Source organism: Streptomyces sp. NPDC005722, assembly GCF_040630935.1.
GTDB lineage: Bacteria > Actinomycetota > Actinomycetes > Streptomycetales > Streptomycetaceae > Actinacidiphila.
Genome location: NZ_JBEXYN010000003.1, coordinates 319,896 through 343,897, shown reverse-complemented (window position 1 = coordinate 343,897; position 24,002 = coordinate 319,896). Strand labels below are relative to the sequence as shown.

The window sequence follows — 24,002 nt, the reverse complement described above, 5'->3', positions numbered from 1 at the left end:
GACCGTCGCGTGACTCAGGCCTTGCGGCCGACCCCGCCGAACTCGATCCACTCCTGGGTGGCCTGACGAGGCGCCAGGTCGGTGTCGGGGCGCCACGTGGACACCTCGGCGAGTCCCGGCTCGAGGATCTCCAGGCCGTCGAGGAAGCGGTGGACGTCCGCCTCCTGACGCACCCGGCCCCAGTTGCCCTGGGTGCTGGCGTCCATGAACTCGGTGACGAAGTCGCGCACCGACTTGTCCTCGCTGACCAGCTGGCACACCACCAGGAAGCTGCCCGGCGCCAGTCGCTCCGCGACGCGCCTGACCAGGGCCGCGGGGTCGTCCTCGTCAGGGATGCAGTGCATCACCGAGACGAACAGGGCCGCCACCGGCTGATCGAAGTCGATCAGCCGCTCCACCTCCGGGTTGCCGAAGATGCCGTCGGTGTCACGGAAGTCGGCCTGGATGACGGCCGTGTTCTCGTTCTCCTCCAGCAGCGCGCGGCCGTGCGCCAGCACGATCGGGTCGTTGTCGACGTAGACCACGCGCGCGGCCGGGTCGACGCGCTGGGCGACCTGGTGGACGTTGTCCTGCGTCGGCAGGCCGGACCCGTGGTCCAGGAACTGGCGTATCCCGTACTCGCGGGCGAGCACGCCCACGACGCGCTGCAGGAACCTGCGGTTGTTGACCGCGAGTTCCTTGGTGCTCGGGACGACCTTGAGCAGCTCCTCGGAGGCCTCGCGGTCGACGGCGTAGTTGTCCTTGCCGCCGAGCAGGAAGTCGTACATCCGGGCGACGCTGGGAATCCCGGTGTCGATCGCGGTCGGCAGCGGCTCTCGCTCCTGGCTCATCCGGTCCCTCACAGTCCTGCCCACGCCCTGGACGCGGGGTGATCGCGGAGCCCCCATTCTAGGCTCAAGTCACCTTGTTGCCCTGCGCTTTCACCCAGGGGAAGTGAATTGATCGCCACTCCGTCCGACTCCTGAAACACCATCAGTCACCACGGAAACGGACCAATCCGCCCCGCTTCCGGGACCCGTCGGTACGCTGGGGCGGTCTCGCCGCCCTCCAGGAAGAGGACCGACCCCATGGAGCTCGTCTTCGCCGGCCGCGTGATCGAGTGGCGCGGGCCCGCGCCGTACTACTTCGCGGCCGTGCCGGACGAGGAGTGCGCCCACATCCGCGAGGTCGCCGCAATGGCCACCTACGGCTGGGGCGTCGTCCCCGTGGAGGCCCGCATCGGCGACACCGCCTTCACGACCTCGCTCTTCCCCAAGGACGGCGGCTACCTGCTGCCGCTCAAGGCCGCCGTGCGCCGGCCCCAGGGCATCACCGCCGGGGACGACGTGACCGTGGAGATGACGGTCCGGCTCTGACGTCGCCCCGGGCGACGCCCTCCAGCGGGGCGCCCGAGGGACGAGCCCGCCGGCGAGCGGCGGACTGCGGACTGCGGACTGCGGACTGCGGACTGCGGAGTACCAACGACGCTAGTGAGCCGAGGTGACACGAGCCCAGGTGACGCAGGCCGCCTGACCATTCGTCCTCAGAGAGGGCATGTGGCGGCCCCCGCATCTGACGGACGTAGCGCGGCCCCAGGGCCACCGGACGACATAGGGTGCGGTGCCCGGCGGGCCGGCCCGAGTCCGTAGACCCTGAGCACTCCTCTTTGGTCAGAGTCGGTAGCGCTTAGCGTTTTCTGAGACCAGGGATATCCTGAGATTGAACCGCGCCATCGCGGACGCACTCCTCGTTGCGGCTGTCAACAATCCACTTCACCCGTCAACTTCTTGGCGCCATGAATTGGCTCACGCCCAATCCACCGAGCCGTCAAGTGTCGCCATGAGTGCAGGCACAAAATCGCAATCACGGGGCATCTCTCCAGTACTCGGGGCTTGCCGAGGTGGATCACCATGCACTGCCGGAAGACGCTTGCAGCCGGGGCGCTCGTTGCCACGCTGACGGGAGGCATCCCAGCGGCATCAGCAGCCACGCGCCCGGTTGCCACTGAAGGAACAGCACACTCTGGGGCTGCACTCGACTTGGCGCTCCCCGCTGCGAAGCTCACCTCCGTGGGGCTCGCCGTACGGAAATCGACCGGCGAATGGTGGGAGGTGACAGCCAAGTGGAGTCTCAGCTACACCGCGTCGGATGTTGCGGCGCAAAACACATACAAGACTTGGGTAGAGCTGTGGGAGAACGACAACATCTACGACGACTTCATCGCGAGCACCGCATCAAAGCCGGCATTCCCCACCGCGCGATCACAGCCGCACAGCATCACGCAGAAAATTCTCGTGACCAACGGTGCAATTGGCACCGAAATGGGAGACGAGGAACTTTACGTGAGGGCTTATGCCCAAAACCGTAAAACCGGGTTTGAATTCGAGTTGTGGTCCCTCACGTTCGTCATCGACGACTGACTCCCGCCCAGGAGTCGTTGGGGCAGGCCAGCCCTGGGTCTCGCGTCCTCACGGGGCCGGGTATCACCTGCGGTCCTGCCCGGCGCGGACGAGGGCGATCTCCACCACGGCCCGGATGCCGACGACCGTTGAGGAGCTTGTCGGCCGCCCCGTCAACTCCCTGGCGAGCCGTCACTTCGAGCGAGCATCGGGCGAGCAGACGATCTTCGAAAGGGGTGCCCCCGGACTCCTGGAGCGGCAGGAGCCAGGTCCTCCAGGGTCCGAGGGCTGGGGCCGCGCCGTCGTCTGCAGGGGCGGCAGGATTTGAACCTGCGGCGTGCGGGTTTGGAGTCCGCTGCTCTGGCCGGGCTGAGCTACGCCCCTTCGGTGGCTCCATCATGGCACCTACGGCGACGGACGGGCCACGCATTTTCCGGGGCGGCTGTCAGACTCGTGCCCGTGGAGGAAGCCATCCCGCTCGGCCGGGGCGATGTGGACTGGGTGTTCCCCGATCCGGAGGCCGCCGGCGCCGTACGCGCGGCACTGGCCGAGGCCGATGAGCACGTCCGCCGACTGGCCCGGCACCTCGGCGTCGAGGCCGGTCGCACCGGCGGCGGCCTGGAGTTCCACCGCGTCGACGGCTTCACGCTCGCTGGGGTCTTCGGCTCCGTCGAGGTACCCGAGGTCTCCTTCCACGCGCGGCTGTACGTCCCGCGGCGCTGCCTCTGGGATCGGCGCCAGGGTCCGCCGTGGGAGGTCGAGGCGGAGGTCGGGGTGCCGTGCGCGCGCGAGCCGGACTGCGGCGGGCACACCGTCGCCGAGACCTCGCGCTCCCACCACTCCCCCCTCGACTCGGCGCGCGGCCTTGCCGGGGCCACGACGTGGCTTCTCACGCACGGCCTGAGCCGGCCGCCGGGTGCGTGGCGCTCCCGCGACCCCGGATGTCCCTCCTACCCGGCACGTTGAGAACGCGGCCCCGGACACCTCAGGGCTTGAAGTACTCCGACATCAGGCGGCCGACCCATTCGGGCTGCTCGACGTTCTCCGGGCGGAACTCCCGGATCGTCGGCTTCAGGTCGATGACCGGGGTGCCCGAGACCGCGTCGAGGCCCACCACCGTCAGTTCGCGGCCGCGGACGGACTCGATGGCACAGGACGTCACCCCGATGCGGTTCGGTCTGCGGGGGCCGCGACCGGCGAACACACCGACGGGCGGGAGGTCGGAGCGGCCGCGGTAGGGGCGGGGTTCGCGGTGGTCGTCGCCGTCCTCCGGGAAGCGGTCGAAGACGAAGAGGACGTCCACGTGGGAGAAGCCCTCCAGGCCCTGGAGGCATGCCTCGCCGAAGCGCTCGTCGACGGTGATGGTGCTGCGGACGGCACCCCAGTTGTCGGTGTGCTGCACGTCCGTCCGGTCGTTGCTGACCGTGCCTATCGGTGTGATCTCGAAGCCCGGCATGACCCGAGGCTATCCCCGCCGCGCCCCGCCCGCGCCGGCGTCGGCGTCAGCGTCGGAACGACCGACCGGGCCCGGCCGGGCATCCGGACCGCAGGGGGGAGATCCCGGTGTGCCAGGATCTGCTGCCGTGACGGAAGACGATCCTCTCGCCGGCCTGGACGACGTGCCCTGGGCCCGGTTGTGGCACTCCTACGGCGCGGCGGACGACGTCCCCGGACACCTCCGGGCCATGCAGGCCGGGGTGTGGGAGGGCCCGTACCCACCACATGTGCTGCTCGCCGACCACATCGTGCACCAGGGCACACGCTCGCAGGCCGCGGTGCACACCGTTCCGTTCCTCGTGCGGATGGCGCTCGACCCGAGGATCACCGACAGGCACCGGATGGTCGAACTACTGGGCGCCATCGCGATCGGACTGGACAACAACCACCTGCCGAACGGGTACGACCCCGCGGAGGACCGCGCCGAACTGGAGAACCTGCGCGGCGAGGCCGACAACTGGGCCCGTTGGATCGGCAAGGCGGCGGACGATGAGCAGCGCCAGGACCGTGCGGAGACCTGGGAGCACATCCTCAGCTCCGCCGAATCGGTGGTGCGCTGCTACGACGCCGTCCGGGAGGCGCTTCCCGCGCTCTCCGTCCTGCTCGCCTCCGACAGCCCCGAACTACGGGCCGGGACGGCGAACCTGCTGGCGTGGTTCCCGGAGTCCGCCGCCACGTCGGTACCGCTCCTGAAGGCGTTCGTCTCCGATGAACGCTCACCGGGCGCGGCGGCGACGGGCCTGGTCGCCCTCGGACTGCTCGGCGAGCCCGCGGCCGTCCCCTTCATCGGGCGCCACCTGCTCAGCCCGGTCGCCGAGCTGCGCTGGGCCTCCGCCTTCGCGCTGACCCGGTTCGGCATCGCCGGCCCGGACGTGGTCGACGCACTGACGGAGGCCGTCGCCCGGCCGCCCGAGACGACCGGGACCATGTCGTTCCTGAGCGGCTCCTACATCGGTCTCGCGACGATGGCCCTGGCCGAAGCGTCCGGAACGTCCGAGGCCCCGTCGCTCCGGGCGGTCGATGCCATCCTGACCGGCCTGGCCGGCTGCACGGGCCGCGACGGGTTCCACGACAGGTACTACACGGCGCAGATGCTGTTCACCCTGGTCTTCCCCGCCGATCCCGCCGAACCGCCGCAGTCCTTCGGCGACCTGAACGAGGCGCAGCAACGTGTCGTGCGCTTCGTCGCCGAGCAGGAGGAGGGCGCGTGGCCGGACGGTGCGACGGACGCGCTCCGCCGATGGAAGGTGCCGACCGGACGTTCCGAACTCCGCCTCTACGCGGGGATCGTCCGGCCCGGACTGTAGACCGACGGCAGGCAGCCTTCCCACGGACCGGACCGGAGGCCGCCTCTTCCTCCTCCCCCTCGGCAGAGGCGGCTCCGTTCGGCGGACCCCGGGTCAGTCGCTCACCTACGCGCGTCCGGCCCGTGTGGCGGGACGACGCAGAAGGTGAAGTCCTCCCGGACCCTGGCGTCCACGGCGCCCGGCAGGCGCAGCCGCCCCGACGCGGCCATGCCCCGCACGGTGGACCGGCTCAGGCCGAAGCCGGCCGTGAGGAGCCTCTCGACCCGGATGGGCGCGGGAAGTTCGAACCTGACGAAGACCTCGAGCGGCACCGGGAGTTCAGGGTCGGTCTCGTGGAACGGCATGTCGGTCTCCAGCTCCCAAGTGCCGCTCCAGTCGAGCCAGTACGAGGCCCTGCCGGCCGGCGCCCCGTCCATCACCAGTCGGCGCACCATGGCCGGGTCGTTGTTCTCGAACATCAGCAGCCGCTCGCTGTCGAGCGCCTGCACGTGGACGCGCTCGTGGACGGGGATCTTCGACGTACGGCCGCACAGCTCGCAGCAGATCAGCAACCAGACGTCGAGGAGTTTGCCGTTGGCGTTCACGCGGATCTTCCCGGTGGGACGGTGACGCGTGGACCTGCACGAGACGCACGCCTTGACGACGGCGGGCAGACCGAGTTCCCGGACCACCCACAGGGCTTTCCGGTCGATGTCGACGTCGACGACGCCGCCGGCGTCAGCGGGCACACGGGTACTGCGGATACGGGATCGACTCATGGCTTCGGCGGGCTCCAGGGCATGCGCGGGAGGCATCGCGCTTCGCCGTGCGGCGTCGTGGGATGCCTTCCGGAATCAGTGGCGTACGGCCGGCGCCGCGGAACGCGGCACGCCGGCCGGCGCGACGTCGTGGATCACGTCGCGTGAAGAAGCCCGCGGGCCGCGTCGGTCACGCGGTGCGGGCTTCGAGCGGTATGGCGGAGCGGGACGGGGAGTGACTCGACCCGTCCTCGTTCCGCACATGCGCCACTGGTCACAGATCCATGCCGGAGATGATGGGCGAAGGGCGGGCGGTGGGGCAACGGGTTTTCCCGGAGGCGTGGGGGCCGGGGTCGTCGCCCCGTCCTGGTGGGTGGCGGGACGGCCCCGGCCACCCCATGCCCCGGCCGGGCAGGCCCACTTGTGGCGGCGACGGGGTGGCCCGTACCGTCCCGAAGCGATGAAGCCGATCGACTACGACAAGGAGCAGTACCGGGACTACGCGCGCGGCCGCGCCCTGTCCGCGCACCAACTGCGGGTGTGGATCGACGCCTTCGAGGGCGTGCTGCCCGAACGGCGGCCCTTGGCAGGGCTGGACGTCGGCTCGGGGACCGGCAGGTTCACCCCCGCGCTGGCACGGACGTTCGGGCCGGTCGTCGGCGTCGAGCCGTCCTTCCGGATGCGCGAGGTCGCGCGGGCCCGGTCCGGGCATCCCGGCGTGCGGTATCTGGCCGGCAGCGCGGAGGAGATGCCCGTCCCGTCCGGGAGCGCCGACTACGCCCTGATGTTCCTCTCCTGGCACCACGTCCGGGACAAGCCCCGGGCGGTCCGGGAACTGGCCAGGGTGCTCAGGCCCGGCGGTCGGCTGCTGCTGCGCGGGAACTTCAGCGACCACCATCCCCGGCCCTGGTGGCTGGAGCACTTCCCCCGCGGCTACGAGGCCGACGCCGCGATCTTCCAGCCGCTGCACGAGGTCATCGCGATGTTCACCACGGCCGGCTGGAAGGTCGTCGGCTACGGCACGGTCACCGAGCCGTCCCCGGGCACCCGCGGCGACGTGCTGGAACGACTGCGCCTGCGCACCCTCTCGTTCTTCGCCCAGCTCACCCCCGAGGAGGTGGAGGCCGGCTTCGGCCGCCTCGAGCAGGCCGTCGCCGCGGATCCCGACGCGCCGTCGCCCGTGTTCGCAGAACCGCTGCTCACGCTCGAACCGCGCTGACGGGGTTCCCCGCGGGGAACCGGGCCGCCTCGTGGTGGGCGACGGCTCGCGGGAGGTCCGACGGGGCGGCGCGGGCACGGGCCGTACGGCGGGCGGGGTGGTCACGGGGTGCGTAGGGTGGGGGGCGCCGGGACGGCCGGGCCGACGGGAGGCTGGGATGAGCGCACGGGGCACGGACACCTACACGGACGGCAACGCACTGGCCGGACCGCTCCGGGAGATCTTCGCGGTGGACATGACCGCCGCCGAGGGCCGCTGCACGGGCTGCGGGCTCACCGGGCCGGTGGCGGGCCTGCGCGTCTACGACCACGCCCCGGGGCTGGTGGCGCGCTGTCCCGGCTGCGACACCGTCGTCCTGCGGCTGGTCCGCGGGCCGTCCGCCGCGTGGCTGGACCTGCGGGGCTCGGTGAGCATGCGCATCCCGCTCCCGGGGTGACCACGCGGGGCACGTCGTGGCGCGTTCCGTCCGCCGCACGTGTCTTGGCTCTTCGCGCCGGGTGCCCGACACTGTGCCGATGACGACGCGAGCGCGGTGGGAGACCCTGCTGGACCGGCTGGCGGTGGACGAGCTGATCAGCGGTTACGCGGCGGCCGTCGACGACGGCGACTGGGCGGCGTACGTCGCGCTGTTCACCGCGGACGGCCGGGCCGACTACACCTCCGCGGGCGGCATCGCCGGTCCCGCCGTCGAGGTCGCGGACTGGCTCGCCTCGACGATGCGGCTGTTCCCCATGCGCCAGCACCTGATCGTCAACCGCCGGATCACCCTGGCCCCGCCGTCGGCCGGGACGGAGGCGGAGGCGGAAGCCGAGGCGGAAGCGGAAGCCGAGGCGGAAGCGGACTACGTCAACCCCATGCGGCTCGCCGGCCCGGGGACGGAGTCGACCGCCCCCGATTTCGTGTGCGGCGGCCGTTACACCTTCGGCCTGCGCCGCACCACCTCGGGCTGGCGCGTCCACGCCGTGGTCGTCCGGGAGAAGTGGCGTTCCTGAAAGCGCGGGACGCCGCGGGCGGGCAGGGCCGCGGACGCGGGTGTATCCAAGAGTCATGGACGTTGCACGACGCCTCGAGCAGTGGGGGCGATCGTGGCGGCCCGGGCACCTGCTGGTGGCCGCCATGCTCGTACTGGTCCTGCTGGTCACCGTCGTCGACGTCATGGCCCCGCCCGAGGTCCATCTGGGCCCGTTCCTGGTGGCGGCCCCCGCGATCACCGCGTCGTTCGCGGGGGTCCGTACGACCATGGTCGTCGGCGGGGTCGCGGTCGCCGCGCAGATCGTCGTGGCCGGGTTGCGCACGACGCCGCTGGACCTCAACCACTCGGCGCAGATCGCCGTCCTCGCCCTGATGTCGGTGCTGGCGACGTTCTTCGCCCATCTGCGCGTCACGCACGAACGGCAGGTGACGCGGCTGCGCTCGGTGGCCGAGACCGCGCAGCGGGTGCTGCTGCGTCCCATCCCCGGGCGCATCGGACCGCTGCGCATCGCCTCGGTGTACCTGGCCGCGGAGGAGGAGGCGCAGATCGGCGGGGACCTGTACGCGGCGGTGCGGACGGACTCCGGGACCCGGGTGATCGTGGGGGACGTCCGCGGCAAGGGCATGGAGGCGGTGAACGAGGCCGCGCTGACCCTCGGCGCCTTCCGGGCCGTGGCCCATCGGCAGGCGGAGTTGCCGGCCCTCGTGCTGTGGCTGGAGCAGGCCCTCTCCTCGGAGCTCACCGATCCCGCGGAGGAGGCCGCTCCCGCCGGGGACGAGGCGGAGTCGTTCGTGACCGCGGTCGTCGCCGACATCCCGGACGACGATCCGGTGGTCCACGTCGTCACCTGCGGTCATCCCCCTCCGCTGCTGCTGCGCGACGGCGGGGTGAGCTCGCTGGACATGCCGGCGCCGGCGCCACCGCTGGGGCTCACGCAGTTCGCCGGCGGGGACGGCGGGGAGCCCACGGTGCGCACGTTCGCCTTCCAGCCGGGCGACACCCTGCTGCTGTACACCGACGGGGTCGTCGAGGCGCGCGACGTGTCCGGGACGTTCTACCCCCTCACCGGGCGCCTGGCGGGGCAGCCGCCCGGTGATCCCGAGGCGCTGGTGGAGAGCCTGTGCGCCGACCTCCTCGCCCACGCGGGCGGCTGCCTCGGCGACGACGCGGCCGTCCTGGCGATCAGCCGGGCGCCCACCCTGGTGCCGGCGACGGGACGTGCGGGCGGTGGCCCGCGCCCGGCGCCACCGCCGCCTCCTCAGCAGGCGGCGCCGCCGAGTTGACCGACACGGGGTGGCGGTCACCCGCATTCCGGGGGGCGCTCGGGGTATCCGGTCTGTGACACGGGGAGACCACGACCGGAATGACCACAGGAGGGGGAAGTCGGTGGCTCGATGGGCGGGGCGCGGGCGTGCGCCGGAACGAACGGAAGAGGTGCGGCGGTCACCACTGGCCGCGCTCGTCCGATGGGCGGCGATGGCGCTGGCGTTCGTGGCGATGGTGGCGTTCGGGGCGGTGCTGGCCCGGGCGACGCTGGCGCCGTCGTACGCCTCCGAGGGGCTAGCGCACGCGAACCTGCAGCCGGGTGCCTCGCTGCGGCAGTACTACGAGCGGTACACGGTGGCGGGTGCCGTGCGGCAGGTCGGCGGGAACGTGCTGCTGGGCATGCCCTTCGGCGTGCTGCTGCCGGTGCTGGCCCCGAAGGCGCGCGGGGCACTGCGCGTGGTGGTGACGACCGGCCTGGTGATGATCCTCGTGGAGCTGGCGCAGGGGGCGGTGGTGCAGGGCCGCGCCTTCGACGTCGACGACGTGATCATGAACACCGCGGGAGCGCTGCTGGGCTACCTGCTCTTCGGGCGGCGTCTCGGCCGGGCCGTGCACGCCGTCCGCCCGGCGGCCCCCGCCGGGGCCCCGGCGGCGAAGACCGCGGGCGGCGGCAGGACGTCGAGGATCACGAAGCGGTTCCGGGGCCGCGGAGCCGGCGCGGACGGGACGTCCGGGAAGACCGGCGGGAGCGGGCGGACCTCGCGGGCCGGCAAGCGGACCAAGGCCGCGGAGCCGGCCCCGCGCAAGCCGTTGCTGTCCTTCGGGACGGTGCGCCGCAAGGCCGCCCGGCGCTCCTGAGCGAGCGGCAGCCGGGGCCCGGGCCCCGGGCCCCGGCCTGACGCCCGACGCCCGGCCCTGCCGCCCGGCCCCCTCGCGCTCCGCCGCTGGTACGTCCCTGACCAGCGGCGGAGCCGCATGGAGTTCGTCACATCGGGACCGCAAAAGCTTTCCCCCGGGCACGACACTTTGTTACACAGAGTGGATTCATCCCCGATTGCCCCGGGAGCGGGCGACATGAACGACGACGACACCCCGGACCGCCTCCACGCGTTCGAGCTGGACTTCACCGACCACGAGACCCGCCGCCGGGCCGAGGTCCTCGCCGCCCTCGGCGACGACTGGGACCCGGTGGCCGTGCTCCGCGAGGAGGACGCGGCGTACCGGCTGCTCTACTCCGGCCTCGACGAGGAGCAGGAGGCGGTGTACCGCACGCTCGTCGCCGCCGGTGTCCTGCCGCCCCGCGAGACGCCCGGGGAGGACGACGGTGCTGATTCCGATTGACCCCACGGCCGACCCCGGCCGGCGGGCGTGGGTCCCCTGCCCGCGCTGCGCGGACCACCGTGAGTGCGCCACCTGCGCCGCGGGCCGCAACTGCCCCGACCACTGGCGGTACTTGCTGTCGAACAAGGGGCCCGTGGTGCATCTGCAGTGCCCCGGCTGCACCCACATGTGGGCCTGGGACTCCGGATTCGGCGCGCAGCACCGCAACGGCGCCTGAACGCCGCTCCTCCCGGGCCGTCCCCGGCAGGCGGCGGCCCGGCTGGTGTGCGAGTCTCGGAGTGTGGGCCGCACCCGTCCGCGGGGAGCGACCGCGGACCCCTCAGGGAGGCGATCATGGAAACCGATGCCCTGACGGTCGGGGCCCTGCGAGAACTGCGCGCGACCAGGCCGTATCCGGCGGTGTCGCTGACCATGCCGACGCACCGGCGCGAACCGGACAACGCCCAGGACGCCGTGCGGCTGCGCAACCTCCTCGCCGAGGCCGAGCGCCGGATCGAGCACGACCCCGAGGCGTCCCGCCGGGCCCGGATGGCGATCAAGACCCAGCTCAAGGCGGCCGCCGCCGAGGTCGACCTGCGCTACTCGCTGGACGGGCTCGTCATGTACGCCACCGAGCGGGACCACCAGATCTGGACGCTGCCCCGGGCCGTGCCCGAGCGGGTGGTGCTCAGCGACAGCTTCCTCACCCGCAACCTGGTGGCCGCGAAGGCCAGGGCGCGCCCGTACTGGGTGCTCACGGTGGCGGCCGACCGGGCCACCCTCTGGAGCGGCACCGGCCAGGCGCTGCACCCCCAGGAGGCACAGGGCTTCCCGCTGGAGCCCGATCCCGTGCAGTGGGACCCCGAGCGGCAGGAGCAGGTCGGGGACCACCCGAGCACCTTCCGGGACGAGGAGACGCGGCGCTTCCTGCGGTCCGTCGACAGCGCGCTCGCCTCGCTGCTGGCCACCGAGGACCGGCCGCTGTACGTGGTCGGGCTGCCGGACGCGGTCGCCCTGCTCAAGGAGGTCGGCAACGCCGCCGACGCCGCGGTGGCGGTCGTGCACAAGGGCGGTCTGGCGAACGGCCCCGTGCAGGCCCTGCTCCAGGAACTCGCCCCGGCACAGCGGGAGTTCGCCGAGCGCGAGGCGGAACGGATCGGCCGCAGGCTGGTGGACGCCCGCAGCCGCAGGACCTTCGCGGCCGGGCTGGACGAGGTGTGGGAGTCCGTGTGCGAGGGCCGCGCCGAACTGGTCGTGGTCGAGGAGGACTTCCAGCGCGCGGTGCGCCTGAGCGAGGGCCACCTCATCCCGGTGGACGGTGACGCGCCCGAGGCGGGCGGCTTCGAGGAGGGCGTCCGCGAGGACATCGTGGACGAACTGGTGGAGAGCGCGCTCGACAAGGGCGCCGAGGTCCACTTCGTGGCGCCGGACAGCCTCGCGGAACACGACCGGATCGCCGCGGTGCTCCGCTACTGAACCTTCGCGCCTCCCGGCCACCGACGGCCGCAGCGGGCGGGCGCGAGCGCCGAGTACGTCACCCGGGTCCGCTGTCGGCGGCGGGCCCGGGTGACCCGCGCCCGCCGCCGGCGGCGACGCGGCCGGGCGGCGGCGGACGGACCGGAGGGCGGGGTCAGGAGGCCTCGACGGCGGCCTTGATCCGCTGCCCGAACGCCGGGGCGTCCTTGCGCGCGGCGCTCAGGGCCAGTCCCACCAGCAGCTTCCCGAGGCCGTGCCCCTCCAGGTGGTTGAAGATCCGCACCCGGGTGGTGGTCTCGGACACCGCCTCCAGGTCGTAACCGCCTTCCGCGGTGACCAGGTTCTTCGACTGCTCGGTCCAGCGGATCCGGTGGGACGGGTCGAACTCGGTGATGCGGAACTCCCGGCGGGACTTCATCCCGGCGTCCTTCACGGTGCTGGTGAACACCGTGCCGACCGCGGTCGGCGCGTCCGGCGTACGCACGATCTCCTGGACGCGGGGGCTGAACTTGGGGTCGTTGCGCCCGTCCGCGAGGAAGGCGAAGACCTCCGCCATGGGTCGCCCGACCTCGACGACCGCCTCGAACTGACCGCCCATGCCGCTCCTTGATGGCTCGATGGATCGCCGGCTCCGGCGACGCAGCCACCATAGGGCCGTTCCCCGCCCCCGGCACCCGGGCGCGTTCCGCATCCTCGCCGCGAGCGGTGAGCACCGCGGGTCCCCCGCACGTATGGAAGGCCGGGTCCCCGCTCGGGACCAGCGGCAGCGGATGCCGGTGACTGCAGGTACGGAAGCGGATATTGGGGGCACGGTGAGGCGCAAACGGCGTCAGGTGCAACGCGCGCTGCGGCTCGTGGCCGTCGCGGGAGTCGTCTGCGGCGGAGTGTTGATGTCGCAGGCCTTCGGGGCGGCCCCCGACGGCACGCGGACCGGGAGCGGCAGCCAGGTGCTGGACGCCCCGGACGGCGCGCGGGGCGCGACGGACGCGGCGGGCCTCGCCAGGGACCTGGCGGCGCGCCTCGGCGAGGCCCGGACGGGCGGGAGCTGGGTGGACGACCAGGGCCGCCCGGTGGTCGCCGTGACCGACCAGGCGACCGCGGCCGAGGTCGCCGAGGCGGGCGCCCGGGCGGAGGTCGTCCGCTACAGCACGCGCGACCTGCGGGACGCGGCGGGCGAACTGGGCGAGGCGCCGCGCGTCCCCGGCACGGCCTGGTCGGTCGACCCGGTCTCCAACGAGGTCCTCGTGCTGGCCGACAGCACGGTCTCCGCCGAGGAGTGGGCGCGGCTGAAGTCCGTGGCGGACGGCATCGGCGGGCAGGTGCGCATGGAGCGCACCGAGGCGTCCTTCACTACCAGGACCGCGGGGGCCGCGCCGATCCTGACCCGGGGCAGCCGCTGCTCCGCGGGCTTCAACGTCACCAACGGGACGACCGACTTCATCCTGACGGCCGGTCACTGCGGCCCGCCGGGCACCGGCTGGTTCGCCGACAACCAGGGCACCAAGCCCGTCGGCACCACCGTCTCGACCTCCTTCCCCGGCGGCGACTTCTCCCTCGTGCAGTACCAGAACGACGGCTCGGACCACAGCAGCGTGGTCGGGGTGGGCGCCGGCCGCGTGGTGCGGATCACAGGCGCCGCCGATCCGTTCGTGGGGCAGGAGGTCTTCCGCAGCGGCAGCACCTCGGGGCTGCACTCCGGTCAGGTCACAGGGCTGAACGCGACGGTCAACTACCCCGAGGGGACGGTCGGCGGTCTCATACAGACCTCCGTGTGCGCCGAGCCCGGCGACAGCGGCGGCCCGCTCTTCGCGCAGGGCTTCGCGCTGGGGATCACCTCGGGCGGCAGCGGTGACTGCACCGCCGGCGGCATCACCTTCTTCCAGCCGGTGACCTCGGCGATGGCGGCGCTCGGCGTGAACCTGCCGCGCGCCGCGGACAGCGGCGACGCGGCGACGCCGGCCGCCGGCGGCGGCGGGACTCCGGACGGTGCGGCGCCGCCCGCCTCCGCCGGCGCGCCCACCCGTGCGGCGGGCGGGGGCGCCGGAGGCGGTACCGGCGGCGCCGGCGGCGGTCAGGGCGGGCAGCAGGCGGCCCCTGGCGTGCCGGCCGCCCCGACGGCTCCGGGCGGCGCGCCGGTGTACCCGGGTACGGCGAGCGATCCGACGTCGCTGGGTGCGATCGGCAGCGGCGGCGGCATCGGCCCCGGACTGCTGATCGTCGCCGTCAGCTGCCTGGCGTTCCTGGCCACGCGGTGGATCCGTCCCGCCTCGGGTGCCCGGGGCCACGGCTCGGCAGGCTGGGACTGACCGGCCGCCGCGGGCGGCCCGGGGCGGGGGATCATGGGGGCATGAGCAGTTCACCTCGTGCCCGCTCCTTCGACCGGGCCGCCGGACGGTACGCCGCGAACCGGCCCTCCTACCCGCCGGCCCTCCTCGACGCCGTCGAGGAGCTGGCGGGGCAGCGGCTGAACGGTGCCCTGGTCGCCGACGTGGGCGCGGGCACGGGCATCGCCACGGCGCTGCTGCACGGGCGCGGCGCCCGGGTCGTGGCCGTGGAGCCGGGTGACGGCATGGCCGCGGAGCTACGCCGCAACCTGCCGGACGTCGGCCTGGTCCGCGGCGACGGCGACCGGCTGCCGCTGGCGTCCGGCACCTTCGACTTCGTGACGTACGCCCAGGCGTGGCACTGGACCGATCCGCGGCGGTCGGTTCCGGAGGTCCTGCGGGTCCTGCGGCCGGGCGGCGCGTTCGCGCTGTGGCGCAACGACCCCGACACCTCGGTGCCGTGGATCGCCGCCGAGCAGGCGCGGCTGCGCGGCTTCTTCGCGGCGCTGTCCCATCCCCGCTCGGGGCGGCTGCCGGACGGGCCGGGGTTCACCGAGCTCCAAGTGCCGTGGTCACGGCGGGTGCCCGTCGAGGTGCACCTGGCGAACATCGGCACCCAGTCGGCGTTCCTGGTGATCGGCGAGGAGCGCGCCCGGGCCTTCCTCGCCGCCGAACGGGAGCGGCTGACCCGGCACTTCCCCGACGGCACGGTGGAGGAGCACTACGTCGTGCACCTGGTCCTCGCGATCCGCTGACGCGGGGCCCGGGCACCGGTCCGCCGGAGCCTTGGGTGGCCGCGGCGGGGCGACGGGCCTAGCGTGGGCGCAGGGGCGCAGGGGCGCCGCGGGCTGCGGCCGCAGGGCAGAGGAGACCGAGGGAGCACGTATGAAGAGCGCGGAACTGCTCGCCGACGCCTTCGGCAGGATCCAGGAAGCCGTGCACGAGGCCGTCGAGGGTGTGCCCCTGGAGGGCCTGCACGCGCGGCCGGACGAGGGCGCGAACTCGATCGCCTGGCTGGTCTGGCACCTGACGCGCATTCAGGACGACCACGTGGCCGATGTCGCGGGCACCGGGCAGCTGTGGACCGACGCCGGCTGGGCCGACCGCTTCGACGTGCCCTTCGCGCCGTACGACACCGGGTACGGCCACCGCCCCAAGGACGTCGCAGCGCTGCGCGTGGACTCGGGCGAGCTGCTGACCGGCTATCACGACGCGGTCTGCGAGCAGACCCTGGGCTACCTGCGGACGCTGCACGAGGCGGACTTCCCCCGTATCGTCGACACCAGCTGGGACCCGCCGGTGACGCTCGCGGTGCGGCTGGTCAGCGTGGTGTCGGACGACCTGCAGCACGCCGGGCAGGCCGCGTTCCTGCGCGGCTGCGTGGAGCGCGGCGCGCTCTAGCGGCCGGGCCCCGCGTCGACGGCGTCGGCGTCGGCGTCGGCGTCGGCCCGCTCGTACCGGAGCAGCACGACCCCGTTGCCGAAGGTCTCGGTCCCGGTGAGCCGGAGGGCGGTGAGGGCGTCGGCGTCCGGGAAGGGCGACCTGCCCCGGCCCAGCAGGACGGGGTGGACGTAGATCCGGAACTCGTCGACCAGGCCCAGCCGCAGGAAGGACGCGGCGAGGTCGGCCCCGCCGAGCGCCAGGTCGCCGCCGGGCCGCGCCTTGAGCTCCATGACCTCCCCGGCGACGACGTCGCGCACGATCGTGGTGCCCCAGTCGGCCCGCTCCAGCGTCCGCGAGTAGACGACCTTCGGCATGTCGCGCCAGATCGCGGCGAACTCCGCCTCGGCGGGACTGCTCTGCGGGTCGGCGTCGGCGGTCGGCCAGTAGGCGGCCATGAGTTCATGGGTGACGCGGCCGCTGAGGAAGCCGCCCATCGCCTTCAGCCGCTCGTTCATGTGGAGGTGCAGTTCCTCGTCCACGAGGTGCCAGTCGATCTCGCGGTCGGGACCCTCGAAGTAGCCGTCGAGGGACACCGACATCTGCATGATGATCTTTCGCACGGACGTCCTCACTCCGGTCGGCCACGACCCGTCGGACGATACGCCCCCCGGGCCGCCGGCGAGTCGCTTCAGGGCCGCGCGCCGGTCGTACCGCTCGTACCGCCCTTCCCGCCGCCCGCACCGGGGGCTCCCGCCGGTTCCTCGACGGCGCTGAGCGGGGTGGCGAGCGACTCCAGGCTGCGCCGCTCGGCGCGGACCCCGATGGCCGCCTCGACCAGCCCCGCGAGGATCATCACGGCGGCGCCGAGGCAGAAGGCGAGGGTGGTGTCGGCCGGCTCGCCGCTGCTGACCAGGCCGTTGAAGAGCAGGGGGCCGGTGATGCCGCCGAGGGCGGTGCCGACGGCGTAGAAGAAGGCGATGCACAGCGCCCGTGTCTCCAGCGGGAAGATCTCACTGACCGTCAGGTATGCCGCGCTGGCGCCCGCGGAGGCGAAGAACAGCACCGCCGTCCAGCAGGCCGTCATCGTCACCGCGCTGAGGACGCCCTGCTGGAACAGGTAGGCGGTGCCGAACAGGAGCAGGCCGGAGCCGACGTAGCTGCCGGTGATCATCGGCTTGCGGCCCACGGAGTCGAAGAGGTGGCCGAGCAGCAGCGGGCCGAGGAAGTTGCCGACCGCGATCACGGCGAAGTAGTAGCCGGTTTCGCCGTTCGGCACGTCGAAGAAGGTGGTGAGGATGACCGCGTAGCCGAAGGTGACGGCGTTGTAGAGGAAGGCCTGGCCGGAGAAGAGCGCGAGCCCGAGCACGGTGCGGCGCGGGTAGGCACGGGTGACGGTGCGGGCGATGGTGAGGAAGCCCAGCTCGCCGCGGGGGCGGATGAGGATGCTCCCCTCCGGCTCCGGCAGGGGCTTGCCGCTCTCCTCGGTGACCGTGCGCTCGACGTCCGCGACCAGGCGTTCGGCCTCGTCGGCGCGGCCGTGGGTGAACAACCAGCGCGGGCTCTCCGGCACATGGCGGCGGACCAGCAGGATGACCAGGCCCAGCACGACGCCGATGCCGAAGGCGAGCCGCCAGCCGACGTCCGTGGCGAACAGCGAGGTGTCCAGCAGGGCGATGGACGCGAACGCGCCGAAGGCGGCGCCGATCCAGAAGCTGCCGTTGATGATCAGGTCGATCCGGCCGCGCACCCGGGCCGGGATCAGTTCGTCGATCGCCGAGTTGATGGCGGCGTACTCACCGCCGATGCCGAACCCGGTGAAGAAGCGGCACAGGATGAAGAACCAGGCGGTCCACGACACCGCGGTGACGGCCGTGGCCGCGAGGTAGACGGCGAGGGTCACCATGAACAGCTTCTTGCGGCCGAGCCGGTCGGCCAGCCTGCCGAAGAACAGCGCGCCCAGGCACGCCCCCGCGACGTAGACCGCGGCCGCCAGCGTGGTGACCTGGGCGGTGCTGATGTCGATGCCGCTGCCCCGCTCGGCCAGCCGGCCCGCGATGTTGCCGACGATGGTGACCTCGAGGCCGTCGAGGATCCACACGGTGCCCAGGCCGATCACGATGCGCCAGTGCCAGCGGGTCCACGGCAGCCGGTCCAGGCGGGCCGGCACATCGGTCCGCAGGGCTCCCGGCGGGTCGGCGTGCGCCGTGGACGCTGACATGGCCACCTCCGTGAACGATCCGTTCGGTCCGGAGGCGCGCCTTCCCCCGGCCGCGGCGTTCATGCTGCGGGCGCCCGGTCGCGCGGGCCGGCCGGGCCGCTCGCGCACCGGCCGGCGCCGGGCGGCCCCGGCCGGTCAGCCGTAGAAGTTGCGCTCCCAGCGGTGCCGGGCCAGGACGGCGAGCTGCTCCGGAGTCAGCGGGCGCCCGTCGCTCAACGCGGTGTTCCGCTCGACGTTGCGCACCGACCGCATGCCGGGGATGACGGTGGAGACCGCGGGCGCGCTCAGCACGAACCGCAGGGCGGTCTCGGCCATGTCGTCCCGGTCGATGCCCAGGTCGGCGACGATGGCGTCCACGTGCCGCGCCACCTGCGCGGGGCGGTCGTCGCGGAAGTAGCGGTTGCGGAAGTCGCCTTCGGGGAAGGTGGCCCCGGCGGTGATCCGGCCGGTGAGGCCGCCCTCGTCCAGCGCCACGCGGACGATGACGCCGACGCCGTGCTCCTGGCAGGCGGGCAGCAGCGCGTCGGCCGGCGCCTGGTCGAAGACGTTGTAGATCACCTGCACCGTGTCCACCAGCCCGCTGCGGACCAGGGCGAGGGCGTTGTCCGGTTCGTGGTCGTTGACCGACACCCCGAAGAGCCGGATCTTGCCCTGCTTCTTGAGGTCGGCGACGGTCTCCGCCCAGTCCCCGCGGCCGACCCACTCGTCGCTCCAGACGTGGAACTGCAGCACGTCGACGTGGTCGAGGCCGCTCGCCCGCAGGCTGGTGTCGAGGCTCTCGCGGATGTGGTCGCCGGGGAAGGCGTCCGCGGGGTCGACCCCGTCGGGGGCGGGCCACAGCCGGTTCCTCGGCGGCACCTTGGTGGCCACGAGGACCTCCTCGCCGGCCCGGGCCCGCTCGCGGACGACCCGGCCCACGATCCGCTCGCTCTCGCCGTAGCCCCGGGCGGTGTCGACGAGGTTCACCCCGAGGTCGACGGCCCGGTTCAGGGCGCGTACGGACTCGTCCTCCGTCGCGCCCACCCACGCCGACTCGCCGATCCCCCAGGCTCCGTAGCCGATCTCCGACACGCGCAGCCCGCTGCGACCCAGTTCCCGGTAGCGCATGCCCGTCCTCCACTCGGTGCCGTCGTCCGCGGAGCGCTCTCCGCAGCCACGACGATAGGCGACCGGCCCGCCCGGGGTCACCGGGCCTCCGCGCCGGCGGAGGCGGAGGCGGAGGCGGCCGCCGCATACCCCAACGGGTCCCGGGCCGCGCCGCATTCGGCGATTCCGGGCCTTCGCCCGGCGACACGGCCTAGCGTGGTGGGCCCGTAACGGATGACCGGGGGGAGAACAGGGGGACCGCTGTGCCGAATCCGTCCGGCGCAGGACCGTCACGGCGCCGCATGATCGAGCCGACGCGCGTCATCCCCGCGCGGGAGACACCGGGAGGACCGGACGAGCCGTGGGAGGAGTCCCTCGACCTGTTCCGCCCGACCGGCGGCTCCGTCCCGCCCCCGGAGGACGGCCCCGACACCCAGCCGATGCCCCGCACCGTACCGCCCCCACGGCGGCCCGCACCGCCGCCCACGGACCCCCGGGCCGGGGCCCGGACGGCACGGCCCTCCCCCCGCGCCACGCGCACCACGCGCGCCCTGCGCGTCGCCGTGCTGACCGGCACGGGAGGTGCCGCCGGATTCGCCCTCGCGCTCGCCCTGTTCTCCCCCGGGGTCCTCCACCCCGGCGCGCCGCGGGACGCCGCCCCCACCGCCACCGGCGCGCCCACGGCCGCCGCTCCGGGCTCCCCCGGCGCGGGCGCCCGCCGCGGGGTGCTCCGCGAGGGGGACACCGGACCGGCCGTCAGCGAACTGCAGACCCGGCTCCTGCGGATCCCGGACGTGTACGCGGGCGGTGCCGTCGACGGGCGCTTCGACGGGCGCCTCACCGCAGCCGTCGCCCGCTTCCAGGTCTGGTACGGAATCCGCGGCGACGAGAGCGGCGAGTACGGCGACGCCACGCGCCGCGACCTGGAGTCCCGTACCCCGCTCGCCTCGGGCTGAGCCCGCGGCCCCGGCGGGTCCCCGGGCACCGCAGGGCGCCACCGTTCGCGACAGGTGAGGACGCCGGACGCCTTATAGATTGGTGGGATGGGCCTGCCCGACAGGGGGGACGACCAGCAGCACGCCGTGGCGGCACCGCGGATCGACTACGCGGCACTGTTCGCGGCGACGCCCAGCCCGTACCTGGTACTGGACGAGGCGCTGGTCATCGTGGGCGTCAACCGGGCCTACCTGAGGGCGACCCGGCGCACCCGGGACGACCTGATCGGCCGGTACATCTTCGACGCGTTCCCCGACAACCCCGCCGACCCGCTGGCGGACGGCGTGCGCAACCTCAGCGCCTCCCTGCACCGGGTCCTGGCCTCCCACGAGCCCGACACGATGGCACCGCAGAGGTACGACATCGAGCTGGTGGCCGAGCCCGGAACGTTCGAGGAGCGCTGGTGGAGCCCGATCAACACCCCCGTGCTCGGCGCGGACGGCACCGTGGCGTGGATCATCCACCGGGTGGAGGACGTGACGGCGTTCGTCCAGGCCCGCCGGCACCGGCACGGGCTGCAGGGCGCCGACCTCAGCGAGCGGGAGCAGGCGATGGAGGCCGAGCTGTACGCGCGGGCCCGCGAGCTGCAGCGCCTCAACGACCAGTTGCGCGAGGCCCACGCCCGGGAACGGCAGGTCGCCCTGACGCTGCAGGAGGCCATGCTCCACTCGCCGGACCTGGCCCAGCACGAGGACATCGCGGTGCGCTACCTGCCGGCCGCGGGCTCGCTGAACGTGTGCGGCGACTGGTACGACGTGGTCAACCTCTCCGCGGGCTGCTACGCGGTGGCGGTCGGTGACGTCGTTGGCCACGGCCTGGAGGCCGCCAGCGTCATGGGGATGCTGCGCAGCGCGCTGAGCGCGGCGATGCGGACCGTGGAGGGGCCCGCGAAGGCGCTGGAGGTCGTCGGGCAGTACGCCCGGTGCGTCGAGGGCGCGCTGGCCACGACCGCCGTCAGCGCGCTGATCGACAAGGAGCGGCGCACCATCAGCTACAGCAGCGCCGGGCATCCGCCGCCCGTGCTGCTCCACGGCGACGGCCGCTGCGAACTGCTCGACCAGGCCACCGACCCGCCCCTGGGGGCCCGTCCGGCCCATGTCCCGCGGCCGCAGGCGGCCGTGGCGTACCGCCCGGGGGACACACTGGTGCTCTACACCGACGGGCTGATCGAACGCCGCAAGGAGGACATCTACACGGGCCTGGCCCGGCTGACCTCCGTGCTCGCCGAGAAGCCCGGGCTCGGCGCGGAGCCGCTCGCGGACACCCTGCTGAACCGGCTCGGGGTCACCGGCGGCTCGGCGGACGACATCGCGCTGGTCACCGTCCGCCTGTGAGGCACGCGGGCGGGCCCGGGCCGCGCGGTGGCCGGGCGGTGCGGCCCGTCCTACGGTGATCTGAGGGGGTCCGGCGTGTCGCGGACCCGAGCAGCGAGGAGGCCGCGGGTGCCCGGTCGCGGTGGGCTGGAGTGGGTGCGGGCCCGTGATCCGGGTCTCCGGGCGGTGCGCCGTTCCGCGCGGGTGACGCTGGTGGCGTGCCTGAGCTTCTACGTGGCGCGCTACGGCTTCGGCGACCCCGTCGTCGCGATCTACGCCCTCTTCGGCGCGGTCGCCTCCGGCGCCCTGTCGTACGTGCCCGGTACACCGCGCGATCGGGCCCGTACGCTGCTGGCCGCGCTGCCGGTGGCCGCCCTGCTGGTGGCCCTGGGCACGGCGCTGGCCGTGAGCGACTGGACGGCGGCGCTGGGGATGCTCGGGGTCGGCTTCGCCGTGACGTACGCGGGGGTGGGCGGACCGAAGCTGCTGGGGCTCGCGAACGGCCTGCAGTTGTTCTACATCCTGCCGTGCTTCCCGCCGTACCAGCCGGAGACGCTGGGCCTGCGGCTGTGCGGACTGGTGGTCGGCGTCCTGCTGATGGCGGCGGCCGAGCTGTGGGTGTGGCCGGATCCCTCGCCGGGCCGCTACCAGGACCGGCTCGCCCACGCGTGCGAGACCGCGGCGGAGACCCTGCGGGGGCTGGCGCTGGAGCCGCCCGTGGTGCGCGAGCGGTCGGCGGCCCTGCTGGAGACGGCGCAGCAGCTGCGCATGAGCCATGTGCCCAAGGACGAACGCCCGGTGTCGGCGGGCGCGCGCGACCGGGCGCTGTGCCAGGGCGCCGCCTACCTGCGGCACCTGCTGGCACAGACCGGGCAGTTGGCGGACGACGCGGCGGAGCGGGCGCCGGCACCCGACGTGGCGCGGTCACGGATGCTGCTCGCCTCGGCCACCGCCTGCCACAGCGCCGCCCTGGCTCTGCGCGGCAAGACCTCGGCGCCCCCGGTCGCCCCGTGCGCGGCCGCCGCGACGGCCTTCGAGGAGCACCGGGCCAGCCGGCCGGTGTCCGGGGCGGCCTCCGCGACGACGGTGCGGGACGGGGCGATCGCGCTCGACATCGCGTACACCACGGCGTTCCTGGTGACCTCCGTGCGGATCGCGCTCGGCGCCCCGGTGCCGCCCGACGCGACGCGGCCCGCGGAGGGGCCGGGGCCGTTCTGGTACGCGGGGCAGTCGCCCCTCGCGCTGTACGGGCACCGGCTGCGGGCCCATCTCACGCCGCGCTCGGTGTACTTCCAGAACGCCGTGCGCATCGCGCTGGCCCTGGCCGCGGCGCGGCTGATCGCCGGCGGGCTCGACCTGTCGCACGGCTTCTGGGCGCTGCTGACCACACTGACGGTGATGCGCACCAGCGCCGCCGGCACGCGTACGACCGTGGTCCCCGCGGTGCGGGGCACCCTGGTGGGGGCCGGGCTGGCAGCGGTGCTGCTGCTGTTCGTGGCCGACCACACGCTGGTGTACGCCCTCGCGATGCCGCCGGTGTTCTTCCTGGCGTTCACCGCGGGACCGCTGCTCGGACTCGGCTGGGGCCAGGCGTTCTTCACGATCGCGGTGGCCACCGCCTTCACGCAGATCGCCCCCGCGGGTCCGGAACTCGCCGCGTTCCGGATCGCGGACGTGGTCACCGGCGCCCTGACCGGCACGCTCGTCGGGCTGCTGGCCTGGCCGCGGGGCGGCACGGGCGAGCTGGGGCGGGCCTGTTCGCGGCTGCTCGACCAGGGCACCCGGGCGGTCACCCAGATCACCGACTGCATCACCGGGACCGGCGCGATGGGCGACGCCTTGTCGAGGGCCCGGCTCGCCCAGCTGATCGCGGAGGCGAGTTACGCGCAGTTCGCGACCGAGCGCGACACCCCCGGCGCGGGGCCCGTGCTGCCGACGGACTTCCAGGCGATCATGCTGGCCGGGAACCGGGTCCTGACCATGGGGCAGACCCTGGTGGACCACTGCCCGCCGGGCGCGCTGGCGGCGTGGCCGCTGAGCGCCGCGCACCTGCGGGACGCGGCGCACCATCTGCGGCTGACCACACTGCCGCTGACGTACGACCTGCGCTCGGGGACGATGCGTCCGGCGCCCGCCGAGTCCCCGGACCGGAGCGTGCCGACGGACCGCACGGTCATCGCCGACGTCTGCGCGGCCTCGGGCGGCCGCGCGCCCGACCCGCTGCTGTACTACGCCGTCGACGCGGCGATCTGGCTCGCCAGCCTGCAACGCGTGGTCACCGCGGTCCGCCGCCCCGCGAACGACCGCGCGGCGGCGGCAAGTTGACGACCGGGCCCCCGCCGCCCACCGGCCGGCCGGGCGTGCCCACAGGGCGCCTCGGCCGACCGACCGCCCGATCCGCGCAGCGGCACCGGGACGACGGCGACGCCCTCACGCACCGCAGCGTGCCGACCGACCGCCTGCGCTTCACGACCCCGCCGGCCGGCCTGCGATGTGCGGTCACCGCCGT

Annotated in this window: 25 protein-coding genes and 1 tRNA gene; 18 read left to right on the top strand and 8 right to left on the bottom strand. The window is 73.6% G+C overall.

Features of this window, described 5'->3' with window-relative positions:
- Positions 1–14 precede the first annotated feature (14 nt).
- On the bottom strand, positions 15–830 hold the full coding sequence (locus ABZ479_RS05715; RefSeq protein ID WP_500460120.1) for an SAM-dependent methyltransferase: 816 nt from the start codon (positions 828–830) through the stop codon (positions 15–17).
- A 237-nt stretch (positions 831–1,067) separates the two neighbouring features.
- On the opposite strand from ABZ479_RS05715, the gene ABZ479_RS05710 reads away from it, so the two are divergent.
- On the top strand, positions 1,068–1,355 hold the full coding sequence (locus ABZ479_RS05710; RefSeq protein ID WP_500460118.1) for a DUF1905 domain-containing protein: 288 nt from the start codon (positions 1,068–1,070) through the stop codon (positions 1,353–1,355).
- Positions 1,356–1,889: 534 nt separating this feature from the next.
- Positions 1,890–2,399 (top strand): hypothetical protein, encoded by a 510-nt coding sequence (locus ABZ479_RS05705; protein WP_500460117.1) that lies wholly within the window; start codon positions 1,890–1,892, stop codon positions 2,397–2,399.
- A 288-nt stretch (positions 2,400–2,687) separates the two neighbouring features.
- On the opposite strand, the gene ABZ479_RS05700 is transcribed toward ABZ479_RS05705, so the two are convergent.
- A tRNA-Trp gene (locus ABZ479_RS05700) sits at positions 2,688–2,762 on the bottom strand.
- A 75-nt stretch (positions 2,763–2,837) separates the two neighbouring features.
- Here ABZ479_RS05700 and ABZ479_RS05695 point away from each other — a divergent pair.
- Positions 2,838–3,344, top strand: a complete 507-nt coding sequence (locus ABZ479_RS05695) for a hypothetical protein (protein ID WP_500460115.1) — start codon at positions 2,838–2,840, stop codon at positions 3,342–3,344.
- A gap of 19 nt (positions 3,345–3,363) precedes the next feature.
- Here ABZ479_RS05695 and ABZ479_RS05690 read toward each other — a convergent pair whose 3' ends face one another.
- Positions 3,364–3,834 carry an SAM-dependent methyltransferase gene (locus tag ABZ479_RS05690; RefSeq protein ID WP_500460114.1) on the bottom strand — a complete coding sequence of 157 codons (471 nt, stop codon included), beginning with the start codon at positions 3,832–3,834 and terminating at the stop codon, positions 3,364–3,366.
- Positions 3,835–3,961: 127 nt separating this feature from the next.
- On the opposite strand from ABZ479_RS05690, the gene ABZ479_RS05685 reads away from it, so the two are divergent.
- Complete coding sequence (locus ABZ479_RS05685) at positions 3,962–5,182, top strand: HEAT repeat domain-containing protein (protein ID WP_500460112.1); 1,221 nt, start codon at positions 3,962–3,964, stop codon at positions 5,180–5,182.
- Positions 5,183–5,283: 101 nt separating this feature from the next.
- On the opposite strand, the gene ABZ479_RS05680 is transcribed toward ABZ479_RS05685, so the two are convergent.
- Positions 5,284–5,910 (bottom strand): DUF1062 domain-containing protein, encoded by a 627-nt coding sequence (locus ABZ479_RS05680; protein ID WP_500460110.1) that lies wholly within the window; start codon positions 5,908–5,910, stop codon positions 5,284–5,286.
- Positions 5,911–6,379: 469 nt separating this feature from the next.
- Here ABZ479_RS05680 and ABZ479_RS05675 point away from each other — a divergent pair, with 469 nt between their 5' ends.
- The 8 genes from ABZ479_RS05675 to ABZ479_RS05640 all read left to right on the top strand — a co-directional run bounded on the left by ABZ479_RS05675 (position 6,380) and on the right by ABZ479_RS05640 (position 12,173).
- Positions 6,380–7,138: a class I SAM-dependent methyltransferase gene (locus tag ABZ479_RS05675; RefSeq protein WP_500460108.1), complete on the top strand. Its 759-nt coding sequence runs from the start codon at positions 6,380–6,382 to the stop codon at positions 7,136–7,138.
- A 157-nt stretch (positions 7,139–7,295) separates the two neighbouring features.
- Positions 7,296–7,574, top strand: coding sequence for a DUF6510 family protein (locus ABZ479_RS05670; protein ID WP_499611367.1), 279 nt, complete (start codon positions 7,296–7,298; stop codon positions 7,572–7,574).
- A 79-nt stretch (positions 7,575–7,653) separates the two neighbouring features.
- Positions 7,654–8,130 (top strand): nuclear transport factor 2 family protein, encoded by a 477-nt coding sequence (locus ABZ479_RS05665; RefSeq protein ID WP_500460106.1) that lies wholly within the window; start codon positions 7,654–7,656, stop codon positions 8,128–8,130.
- Between the two features lie 55 nt (positions 8,131–8,185).
- The gene (locus ABZ479_RS05660) at positions 8,186–9,394 is read left to right on the top strand and encodes a PP2C family protein-serine/threonine phosphatase (RefSeq protein WP_500460105.1); all 1,209 of its coding nucleotides are present in this window, start codon (positions 8,186–8,188) and stop codon (positions 9,392–9,394) included.
- A 151-nt stretch (positions 9,395–9,545) separates the two neighbouring features.
- The gene (locus ABZ479_RS05655; protein ID WP_500460104.1) at positions 9,546–10,235 is read left to right on the top strand and encodes a VanZ family protein; all 690 of its coding nucleotides are present in this window, start codon (positions 9,546–9,548) and stop codon (positions 10,233–10,235) included.
- Between the two features lie 216 nt (positions 10,236–10,451).
- Positions 10,452–10,718 (top strand): DUF6400 family protein, encoded by a 267-nt coding sequence (locus tag ABZ479_RS05650; RefSeq protein WP_499611377.1) that lies wholly within the window; start codon positions 10,452–10,454, stop codon positions 10,716–10,718.
- Positions 10,705–10,935: a hypothetical protein gene (locus tag ABZ479_RS05645; protein WP_499611394.1), complete on the top strand. Its 231-nt coding sequence runs from the start codon at positions 10,705–10,707 to the stop codon at positions 10,933–10,935. The genes ABZ479_RS05650 and ABZ479_RS05645 overlap by 14 nt, the downstream gene beginning before the upstream one ends.
- 116 nt (positions 10,936–11,051) lie before the next feature.
- Positions 11,052–12,173 (top strand): baeRF3 domain-containing protein, encoded by a 1,122-nt coding sequence (locus tag ABZ479_RS05640; protein ID WP_500460102.1) that lies wholly within the window; start codon positions 11,052–11,054, stop codon positions 12,171–12,173.
- Between the two features lie 154 nt (positions 12,174–12,327).
- Here ABZ479_RS05640 and ABZ479_RS05635 read toward each other — a convergent pair whose 3' ends face one another.
- Positions 12,328–12,771 (bottom strand): SRPBCC family protein, encoded by a 444-nt coding sequence (locus ABZ479_RS05635; protein WP_500460100.1) that lies wholly within the window; start codon positions 12,769–12,771, stop codon positions 12,328–12,330.
- A 292-nt stretch (positions 12,772–13,063) separates the two neighbouring features.
- On the opposite strand from ABZ479_RS05635, the gene ABZ479_RS05630 reads away from it, so the two are divergent.
- From ABZ479_RS05630 to ABZ479_RS05620, 3 genes are all read left to right on the top strand, one after another.
- Positions 13,064–14,479, top strand: a complete 1,416-nt coding sequence (locus ABZ479_RS05630; RefSeq protein WP_500460099.1) for a S1 family peptidase — start codon at positions 13,064–13,066, stop codon at positions 14,477–14,479.
- Positions 14,480–14,520: 41 nt separating this feature from the next.
- Positions 14,521–15,252, top strand: coding sequence for a class I SAM-dependent methyltransferase (locus ABZ479_RS05625; RefSeq protein ID WP_500460097.1), 732 nt, complete (start codon positions 14,521–14,523; stop codon positions 15,250–15,252).
- Positions 15,253–15,382: 130 nt separating this feature from the next.
- Positions 15,383–15,898 (top strand): mycothiol transferase, encoded by a 516-nt coding sequence (locus ABZ479_RS05620; RefSeq protein ID WP_500460095.1) that lies wholly within the window; start codon positions 15,383–15,385, stop codon positions 15,896–15,898.
- Here the strand turns inward: ABZ479_RS05620 and ABZ479_RS05615 are convergent.
- The 3 genes from ABZ479_RS05615 to ABZ479_RS05605 all read right to left on the bottom strand — a co-directional run bounded on the left by ABZ479_RS05615 (position 15,895) and on the right by ABZ479_RS05605 (position 19,205).
- A complete protein-coding gene (locus tag ABZ479_RS05615) occupies positions 15,895–16,500 on the bottom strand; it encodes a dihydrofolate reductase family protein (RefSeq protein ID WP_500460093.1) in 606 nt (201 codons plus the stop codon). The two genes, ABZ479_RS05620 and ABZ479_RS05615, sit on opposite strands and share 4 nt — an antisense overlap.
- A gap of 68 nt (positions 16,501–16,568) precedes the next feature.
- Positions 16,569–18,098, bottom strand: a complete 1,530-nt coding sequence (locus ABZ479_RS05610) for an MFS transporter (RefSeq protein WP_500460091.1) — start codon at positions 18,096–18,098, stop codon at positions 16,569–16,571.
- A gap of 135 nt (positions 18,099–18,233) precedes the next feature.
- The gene (locus ABZ479_RS05605) at positions 18,234–19,205 is read right to left on the bottom strand and encodes an aldo/keto reductase (RefSeq protein ID WP_500460089.1); all 972 of its coding nucleotides are present in this window, start codon (positions 19,203–19,205) and stop codon (positions 18,234–18,236) included.
- Positions 19,206–19,486: 281 nt separating this feature from the next.
- Between ABZ479_RS05605 and ABZ479_RS05600 the strand changes: the two genes are divergently transcribed.
- The 3 genes from ABZ479_RS05600 to ABZ479_RS05590 all read left to right on the top strand — a co-directional run bounded on the left by ABZ479_RS05600 (position 19,487) and on the right by ABZ479_RS05590 (position 23,818).
- The gene (locus ABZ479_RS05600) at positions 19,487–20,140 is read left to right on the top strand and encodes a peptidoglycan-binding domain-containing protein (protein ID WP_500460087.1); all 654 of its coding nucleotides are present in this window, start codon (positions 19,487–19,489) and stop codon (positions 20,138–20,140) included.
- An 87-nt stretch (positions 20,141–20,227) separates the two neighbouring features.
- Positions 20,228–21,514, top strand: a complete 1,287-nt coding sequence (locus ABZ479_RS05595; RefSeq protein WP_500460085.1) for a PP2C family protein-serine/threonine phosphatase — start codon at positions 20,228–20,230, stop codon at positions 21,512–21,514.
- A gap of 108 nt (positions 21,515–21,622) precedes the next feature.
- Positions 21,623–23,818 (top strand): FUSC family protein, encoded by a 2,196-nt coding sequence (locus tag ABZ479_RS05590; RefSeq protein ID WP_500460083.1) that lies wholly within the window; start codon positions 21,623–21,625, stop codon positions 23,816–23,818.
- Positions 23,819–24,002 lie beyond the last annotated feature (184 nt).